The following is a 9,304-nucleotide window of genomic DNA, read 5'->3' as shown; positions in this document are numbered from 1 at the left end:
GACATTTTCTGTTACATAACTGGCTTCGCCATTCTTAGCCTCCTCTAAAAGTGCTACCGAAGAACATATCTGCCCCGGCGTACAATACCCACATTGGAAACCATCGTGTTTTAAAAATGCCTGCTGCATTGGGTGCATTTTGCCGCCTTTGGCCAGCCCTTCTATTGTGGTGATGGCTTTGTCACCACAGGTTGCTGCAAGCGTAAGGCAGGAAAGTTGCCTTTTGCCATCTATCATTACAGTGCAGGCACCACACTGCCCATGGTCACAACCTTTTTTAGACCCGGTTAGCGCCAGCCGCTCCCGAAGCGCATCCAATAAAGTAACCCTGGAATCAATCTTCAGGGATTTCATCATATCATTCACCCGAAGGTTTACTGTAATTTCATTCATAAAAACATCGGGATTGGCAGCCAAATTGTTCATAGCTACTGCATATGCTTCGGAAGTAAAATAAGTGGAGGCCCAGATGCTGAGGCTTGCCACAGAAGCCTGTTTTAAAAATTTTCTGCGGGAACTTCCGCTCAATCCCATCTGGCTGAGAATGCTTTCTTCGTCCTCGCTTAACTTATCTGTATCAATCCTGTCATTCCATTTTTCGAGCTCTTCCATATTTATTTTTTTGAGGGGTATCTAAAATTTTACGATTGGAAATCTGGGAACTGTTATTGATCGGAATACAACCTTTAAAATCGCTTACCATATTTTTTGCTATGTGAATATTCCGGGAGAAAATTTGAAAACAAGAATTATCCCAAGTTTCAAACGCACCAAACTAACATGCCAAAAAATTAGTAAAGCGTATTGTGTAGCATACAAAACTAAAACCGTTCATTAAAAAACAACTTACACAATTCTGATAGTTAATTACATATATACCAGATGACGACCTGTAATTGAGAAGCCCAGCCATAAACAAAAGTATTGGTAAAAGCTGGGCAGCCGGAAGTTATATCGGCGGTTTTTTATTGCTCAGCTTTGGTTTGTGCAGGAGTTTGTCACTAATTAGAAGAACGGGAGTTCTTTCTTGTTGACGAAACTATTGGCTTCCAGCACCGATAGGACGGACTGTAGCGGACAAACCTCATATTGGGTAAAAGTCAACCGGGATTAAAGCAGCATAACCTGTTCCGAATATCGGGATATGCAGATTGAAGTTCTTTGAAAAGCTAAAATGAAAACAATACAGAAGGTCTGTTTTAGGAATAGGTATGATTTGTAGAAAACCAAAAAAGCTGTGTAAAATGTAAATCAGACCCAAATCATTGATCATGAAGATCTTTTTGAAAAAGAGTCTCCAAAACAAAGATTATAAATACCCATAGGCATAGACCGGCTTAGTCCAACTATGTTTAAACGCAATCTTGATAGACCTTTTTATTATAGTTACTTTTTTAGGTAGATTGCGTCTAGAGCACTTTACGTTACATAATCAAACCTTCACCATGAGAAATTTAATAACAAAGTTCTTCATTTTATTATCCTTAATAGCTGCATGCACATCCAAATTTGAAGAGAAAAGAAATGTTCTTTCAAATCCTTTTTTTGGACTTCATGCTACTGACTCTGTGAAGATTTTAGCTCCAAATATTATTTCTTCAGATCAATTTGAGTACAATGGAACATTTTCACCTGATGGCTCTGAATTCTATTATACAACGCTTTTGCCAAATAGAGGTCAAGTTGTATTTCTAGAGTTAAAGGAAAACATATGGTCTGAACCTAAGTTTGCTACATTCTCTAGCAACTACTCTGAGGTTGATCCAATATTTTCACCGGATGGATCGAGGCTTTACTTTACTTCTAGCAGGCCAATTTCGGACTCTACTGACCTACTTATAAATAGAATTTGGTATGTAGAAAGAATTGAAAATGGGTGGGGTGATCCACAAGTTGTTACCTTAACAGAAAATGGTGACTTATACAGTTCCATCACTAATAATGGAGATATTTATTTTAATACTGGGGCTGGCGATATTTTGAAAGCTGTAAAATCGGACTCGTCTCATTTGGTTGAAAAATTACCGGATATAATAAACCTTAACAAAAGTGTTTCGGATCCATTCATTTCTCCTGAAGAAGACTATTTAATATTTAGAGGGAATAATTTAGAAGATAGAATTGGAATAACTGATTTGTATATAAGCTTTAACATCAATAACGAATGGACTGAGCCAATTAATTTAGGTGAACCGATAAATTCAAGTGCTAGAGAAATGAGTCCATTTGTAACATCTAATGGAGCGTTTTTAATCTTTGCGAGTACTCGGCTGATGAAAGAGTTCGAAACAAAACCAGGTGAATCTATCAGTCCATTTATGGAAAAATCAACGTCGTTTGATAATGGTCGTTGGAATATTTTCTATACCTCGACCACTTTTATAGAAAAGTTAAGAGCAAAAGCTGAGAAGGCTGAAACGTCTACTAACAAATGATAAATTCAATAAGCAGACTTCGATACCAGCAATTTTTAGTGCGAAAAAGTAACTTTAGAATCAATTTGAAAGGGGTATGCTCACTGAGCTTTTCTGTTCTTTAGCCACAATATAGAAATGGAAATAAATATCTATCTGGGACTCATGAAAGAAGTCAAAAGAAGAATGAATGCTGTCCACAAAGGCATCGATGATTCTGACGGAATTGTCTTTACAGATCTGTTCATCAAGGCTTGAGAAGGTGATTTGAAGGCGGTCAGTGCCGGTGATGTGCTGCATGGCGATATTTTAAGGAAACTAAAAACGATCTTCAACTAAATTTACTAAATTTAGCGGGACTGGGAAATAGTGAACTAAAAATAATCGGGAGTTTTTTCACAGTCTGACGTTAGCGGCAAGTTTAACATACAGTTCAACCAAGACTACAAATAACGACAAACAACAAAAACAACAGATAATGACAACAGTTTTAATCATTTTAACAATCATCTTGCTTCCTGTTCTTTATAATATGTTGGTTCCTTTAAAACCTCCCCGTCTTGACGGTTACTTTAAATCAGGACAAACCTTTAGCAGTAAGATGGAAGGCGTTACACAGACCATAATCAAACAGGTTGGCGACAAAGTTTATAGTGAGGTGACGCTTGCTCCAGGGTCAGCAGGGCCACCAGAACATCTGCACATTAGCTTTGATGAAAGTGCGACCATTACTAAAGGAACATTGACAGTAAAATTGAATAATGAAGTTATAGAAATGAGTGCAGGGAGTAGGATAAGTTTTCCCAAAGAGCAGTATCATACTTTTTCAAACAACACTAACTCAGAAGTTGTAATCACCTGCGACCAAGACAGTGATTATATCCCTGTAAGTTTTGTTTATTCTCTAGCACAGTTTTATCCACTTTTGGACAGTAGTTCAAAACTGAATATGGTTCATTTATTATTCAAGGCGTCAATGTTTGGCGACTTGTTTGACAGCTATGTGGTTGACGCACCTGTAAATGCCCAAAAGACAATCAAAATGATATTAAGACCTTATGCAAGAGTTTTGGGATACAAGCTCTACGACAGCAAATCAAAGCCATGATAAACATGAATAGTTTTTATAAAGATTTCCGAAAGCTTAGACTGATACTGCTTCAATCAGACAGAAAACCAGCCGCTAACGTGGGACAGTGACGCGCTTCGAAAACCCAAGCCGTCATAAACAAAAATAAGAAAAGATAAAAATCTCACTCAAGAACAATTAGGAAAGGAGTGCAGAGAGCGCAAATTTCAAAATTAGAAAGTGCTGCGAGCAGTGGGACAATTTCTCTCTTAGCCTAATTAAAGAAACGGCACCAATAAAAAGACAAGTCATTTCTTTTTAAACAATCCTGTCCCGAAATGCCTTAGCCACCGCCTCCGATTTGGAGTTGACATGTAGCTTTTCATAGATTTTTTTGATGTGGCTGCGAACAGTATCCATGGCGATGAACATTTCAGAAGCGATCATTTTATAAGAGTAGCCTTTGACCAGAAACTGAAGGACTTCTTTTTCCCTTTCGGATAAATGGTAATCTTTTCCTGAAGGGAGATTTATCTGGGAAAACATTTTGAGAACTTGGGCGGCAACTGATGCTGTCATGGGTGCACCACCTATCGCAGCTTCCTGTATGTATTCCAATAACTTTGCAGGTGGGGTTTTTTTCAAAATATAGCCATTGGCACCATTTTGTAGCGCCTCAAAAATATTGGTGTTGTCATCAAAAACGGTCAGCATCAAAATGCTGACATCAATATTTTGCTGGCGGATGATTTTTAAACCCTCCATTCCATTGACACCGGGCATATCTATGTCCATCAAGATGACGTCGGGTTTATATGAACCGACTTCATAGGCTACATTGCTACAATTCCTAAATGCTCCCAGCACTTGGAACCCTTCACTGCCATCTATTAACATGGTCAGCCCCTCTCTCAGTTGAGGATTGTCTTCGTAAATCAATACTTTTATCATATTACCTTGCTTTAATAATGGCAAATTTAAGAGGGAACTATTGGTCCAACAATCACATATTGGAGTGCTTTTGGAAATGAGATATCAGAAATAAGAGCCAAGAAACAAGAGTCAAGAAACAAGAACCAAGAAGCGAGATGCGAGAGACGAGAATGGGGCCTGACACGCCAAGGTGAGTGTCTCCACTCACATCATGTCCCCATACTATCCTAACCTTATTACTTTAAACCCTCATCCTTCTTCCTTCATCCCCCATCCTTTATCCTTCAACCCTATTCTTTCAACCCTCATCCTTCCCTCTTCCCCAAATCTTAAATCTTAAATCTTAAATCTAAAATCCTGCCCCTAAACCCCCACATCCAATACAACCTCCGTCCCTTCTCCGATCTCGGATGTGATCTTGAGTTCTCCGCCCATATTTTGGGCCCGCTTTTTCATATTGTTCAAGCCATTGCCAGAATCAGCTAACTGGGGATCAAATCCCATCCCATAATCCCTCACCCTCATGTGGAGTTTCCCTTTTTTAAGGGAAAAGTGAATGAAGGCCCTGCTGCATTTGGAATACTTTGCCAAATTGTTGACAGCCTCCTTAAATACGAGAAATAGATCTCTTCTGGCATCCATGGGGAGTTTGATTTCATATACATTTTCCTCCACTTCAAACCTGAAATCTATATCTTTTGCTTCAAGCGCGTTGGTAGTAAATTCACGCATACGTGCTATGACTTTTTCCATGGTATCATTTTGGGGCTTGATGCTCCAGACAATGTCATCCATGGCTTCCATCATTCGCTGACTGTTATCCGAAATTTTGGATATGTAATCACTGGTTTTGGCTGGATCTGTATGAAGTTTGGTTTTGGCCATGGAACTCAGAATGTTGATTGTGCTCAGTGTGGAACCCATGTCGTCATGCAGGTCCCTGGCCACACGGTTTCTGACTTTTACGACTGCTAGGACCCGGTTGATATGGAGACGGTAAATCAATAGGATTGTCCACAACACTATAGTGATTACCAACAATCTAAACCACCAGGTTTCATAAAACGGTGGGCTTATTCTGAAATCAAAAGAACCTATGGAAGAAGAAATTCCGGCTTCATTTTCACTCCGAAATTCCAAAGTGTACCTGCCGGCGGGAAGAAGGGAATATACCGCCATGTTGTTTTGTCCACTGGATTTCCAATCCTGGTCAATTCCCGAAAGCCTGTGGAAATATTTCAGCTTGTCCCGGTTAGTGTAATTCAGACTGCTGAAATAAAAGGTGAAGGCATTTTGCTCATGCCCGAAATTCTTATTGGTAACGGTGTTCAGTGAATCTACAAATAAATATTCATCAAAAAGTTTGATACTTGTCAGGGTAGGCTGGTCAGGTTTGACCGGACTGTTGAACTGGCTTGGTTTAAATGATACCATTGAGCTATACCCTGTGAAAATAAGTTGCCCATTGTTGGTGAAGGTTCCCCCACTACCATCCATCTCTAATAAGCCAAAGCCATCTTTTTGACCGTATTGAGTAAATGAATTTTGAGTGTAATTATACTTACAGATACCGTTGGGAGTATAAATCCACAAAAATCCGTCTTTATCTATCAGCATTTTATTTATTTTATTGCTGATCATGCCATCTGAATAGGACAGGATTCTGTTTTCACCGCTTTTATCGTTATAGGCATTCAACAGATCGTAGCCAAAGAAAAAAATACTGTCATTGAGTTGGGTGATTCTTTCCTGTTTGTTGGAGGATAAGATGCTTTCATCCAGATGCTTTAGTATTTCCCCTGTGCCGGCATCAAGGCAAAATACTCCGCTGTTGGTTGTACAAACCCAAATCCTATTTTGGATGTCTATAAGGTGATCAATTGCAAACCCATTAAATGCCCGTACTAAATGAAAAGAGTCATTTTCAATGGGCTGATCGGCATTGTATCTGATCAAATCCCCACGCTGTGTCGTGAACCAGATATTTCCTGACTTATCCTGTGAAATGCTTCTGATGGTTGACTGCCTGAAAACAGGGAAGTTGAATAATTCTGTTTCATGGGTATCAGGATTGATGATTTGAAGCCATCCTCTTTGGGCGCCAACCCACACCTTTTTGCTCTTTCTTTCCTGAAGTAAAGTCCAGGTCTGTAGTGTCTCTGGTTTTTTAGATATTTTACTAAAAATTTTTTGGGAAGATAACTCTTTGAGATTTTCATCCAATACTACTATTCCCCTTCCCCAACTCGTTACCCAATATTGGGTTTGTTTATTCTGGTTGGTATGGATTTCTTTGATTTCCAAAAAAACATGCTTTGGATCCCCATCCCTAAAAAAGCCGTAAGTAATATCAGGAAAATTATCAGCATAATGGTAAATTCCTTCATCTGAAGCCAGCCATATTCCTCCATCCCTGTCCTCATATACCTGGTGTATAACACTGTGCTTCATAAATTCATCCCTCAAATAGTCAAAGGTGCCATTTTGGTTTGAATTTGACACAAATAGACTGTTGACTCCATAAAACCAAAGCTCTCCCGACTTGGTCTCAAAGGCATGGTTCATCTCCCTGTATTCTTGGGTTTGGTTTTTCAGGTTTTTGGCAGATTGGGTAAACTGATTGGTTCCTTCGCTGAAGGAAATGATATTTGGATCTTCATTCCAAAATGCCATCCAATGGTTTCTCTCACTGTCTATAAAATACCACGACCCCTGTTTGATAGAAGCATTTTCCAGATTGGGAAGCTTGAGGGGGTTATGGGAAATATGGTATGTTTCTTGGGTTTTTGGGTCAAAAACAGCAATTCCCTCTTGGCTACTGATCCAATAAAAACCGGTTTTGGTGTCTTCAAAGATGGAATTTGGCCGATATCCCTCTGGAAGTTTGATAGGGGAGTTTTCTTCTGAAAATACTTCCTTTTCTTTGTTATAGTAAAGGATTTTACTTCTAACCAAAATAACAAATACGTTACCCTTGCTATCCGTCCAAAGTCTTTCCCCCAGAAACCTGTCCTGCGGTTTTTCAAACGGTACTTTTTTGAAACTCAAATCAGCAGGATTGAATATGCCATAGTCATCTCCATACCTGATCCACATATTGCCTTCCCTGTCTTCAAGGATTTGCTGAACAGGTTTCGCTGGCAAGGGTTGAGGTTTACGGATATTGTAGTACATGAAAAATTTACCGTCAAACCTTTGGAGACCATTGGTACTTCCAATCCATAAGTATCCTTTTTTATCCTGCCATAAGGCGTAAACGTTGTTGGATGCCAATCCATCATCCACAGTGATTCTGTTGAAAAACCGATTGGTATTGGCCGCAACCAAAATGGATAGTTGAACAAATAAAATGAAAAGGAATAAGCGCTTCATATTTAAAAGTAAAAGTAATGAGGGCCGATCACTTTATTCTAAAATTCAGATAGAAATAACATGTTTATGTGGTATGGTTTAATACACCTCCATGCAACTTCATGCCTTTTTTTTTTATCTATAAAGAAGAAATCATTATGGCTATAAAAATATTGAAATCCATAAAATGACCACAAAACAATCATAAAAAAAATCTATAACCAACTATGAAAACAAATCGAAAATTATTGTTGATGCTGTTTCTTATGACAATGTCCTTGTACAGTTGTCAGGAAGAAATCAGCAACCCTGTAGTGGAATCCATCAAGGCCATTGCAGGTGAGGACCAAGCGGTAAAGATCAATATCGAGGTGATTTTAATCGGGGAATCTGAAGGTGTCAGTGGATCTGTTCAATATGAATGGAATTTTAAATCTAAGCCACTGGAAAGTGAATCCCAAATTGAAGATCAAAATCTACCAGAAGCACGTTTTACTCCTGATAAAACCGGAGAATATATTTTGGAATTGAAAGCATCCAAAGGCAACTTGTCAGATAGAGATGAATTGAAAGTGACTGTTTCAAATCAAGATCCACAAGAACCCAATGAGCCTGAGGAACCCAATGAGCCTGAAAACCCCTCCGTTCTTTCAAAGGACATCAATGAAGATCTTATTTTAGAAGATGTCCATGAAGACAATGCCATTCCGGATTATATTGTAAAAGCAGAAATAACTGTCAACGCCAAATTGACTGTCAAACCCGGGGTAGTTATTTATTTTGAGGAAAATACCGGTCTTATTGTTAACCCCCAAGGAATAATCGAAGCCAAAGGACTGGACAGTAATCGAATCATTTTCACAGGTAAGGAAGCCCGGAAAGGATTCTGGAAGGGGATTCTAATTCACAGCAACAGTGATAATAATAAACTCGAAAATGTTTTGATTTCTAATGGTGGTGGGGGAGAATTTCTGGGAGTCCCTGGAATCAAAGCAAATTTGATTCTCGAAGGAACCTCAATATCAGCATCAGCTTTAAATTTGAGGAGAAGTACGATTATGGAAAGTGGTGGATATGGTATGTATGTAAAAGGAATGTCCCAATTGACACATTTTCAGGATAATCACTTTAGCAACAACCTGTCTGCTGCGGCTTATGTGCCTGCAAGGCAGTTGAATATGCTAAACTTTCACTCCAGTTTCAATGATAACAATGGATTCAACGGAATTGAAACTGGTGGAGAACTAGCTCATCCCTCATTAGTGACATGGCCTGCTTTCAATGATGGGTCCAAATACCTTGTTTCTTCTGATATTGTGGTAAAATCCGGTCTGAAAATAATGGAAGGGGCCATTTTTGAAATGAAATCAGATAAAATGATCCAAATTGAAGGCGCTGGATATTTGGATGCGACTGGATCAGAGGTAAATAAAATAGTATTTACAGCCCACAACAAATCAAGTAGTGGCTATTGGAAAGGTATCAATTTTACTACTCCTTCACCGAATAACAAACTGATCAGGTCTGAGGTATCCTA

6 protein-coding genes and 1 pseudogene are annotated in these 9,304 nt (G+C 38.9%); 3 read left to right on the top strand and 4 right to left on the bottom strand.

Annotated elements, in window-relative coordinates; translation table 11 throughout:
- Window positions 1-612: 2Fe-2S iron-sulfur cluster-binding protein (locus ACEW8U_RS04730; protein ID WP_373520885.1), on the bottom strand; the 612-nt coding region annotated here is incomplete at its 3' end.
- 833 nt (window positions 613-1,445) lie between these two features.
- Between ACEW8U_RS04730 and ACEW8U_RS04725 the strand changes: the two genes are divergently transcribed.
- Window positions 1,446-2,435: a hypothetical protein gene (locus ACEW8U_RS04725; protein ID WP_373520884.1), complete on the top strand. Its 990-nt coding sequence runs from the start codon at window positions 1,446-1,448 to the stop codon at window positions 2,433-2,435.
- Window positions 2,436-2,495: 60 nt separating this feature from the next.
- Here the strand turns inward: ACEW8U_RS04725 and ACEW8U_RS04720 are convergent, their stop codons facing one another.
- Window positions 2,496-2,714 carry a hypothetical protein gene (locus ACEW8U_RS04720; RefSeq protein ID WP_373520883.1) on the bottom strand — a complete coding sequence of 73 codons (219 nt, stop codon included), beginning with the start codon at window positions 2,712-2,714 and terminating at the stop codon, window positions 2,496-2,498.
- A gap of 178 nt (window positions 2,715-2,892) precedes the next feature.
- Between ACEW8U_RS04720 and ACEW8U_RS04715 the strand changes: the two genes are divergently transcribed.
- Window positions 2,893-3,522 carry a cupin domain-containing protein gene (locus ACEW8U_RS04715; RefSeq protein WP_373520882.1) on the top strand — a complete coding sequence of 210 codons (630 nt, stop codon included), beginning with the start codon at window positions 2,893-2,895 and terminating at the stop codon, window positions 3,520-3,522.
- 279 nt (window positions 3,523-3,801) lie between these two features.
- Here the strand turns inward: ACEW8U_RS04715 and ACEW8U_RS04710 are convergent, their stop codons facing one another.
- Together ACEW8U_RS04710 and ACEW8U_RS04705 are read right to left on the bottom strand one after the other, a co-directional pair.
- On the bottom strand, window positions 3,802-4,434 hold the full coding sequence (locus tag ACEW8U_RS04710; protein ID WP_373520881.1) for a response regulator: 633 nt from the start codon (window positions 4,432-4,434) through the stop codon (window positions 3,802-3,804).
- A 345-nt stretch (window positions 4,435-4,779) separates the two neighbouring features.
- A complete protein-coding gene (locus ACEW8U_RS04705) occupies window positions 4,780-7,788 on the bottom strand; it encodes a two-component regulator propeller domain-containing protein (protein WP_373520880.1) in 3,009 nt (1,002 codons plus the stop codon).
- Between the two features lie 206 nt (window positions 7,789-7,994).
- Between ACEW8U_RS04705 and ACEW8U_RS04700 the strand changes: the two are divergent.
- Window positions 7,995-9,304, top strand: a pseudogene (locus ACEW8U_RS04700) (hypothetical protein); the annotation flags it as partial.

This window comes from Aquiflexum sp., assembly GCF_041751335.1.
Lineage (GTDB): Bacteria > Bacteroidota > Bacteroidia > Cytophagales > Cyclobacteriaceae > Aquiflexum.
Note: the sequence above shows the minus strand (reverse complement) of the source record. Positions and strands in the feature narration are given on the sequence as shown.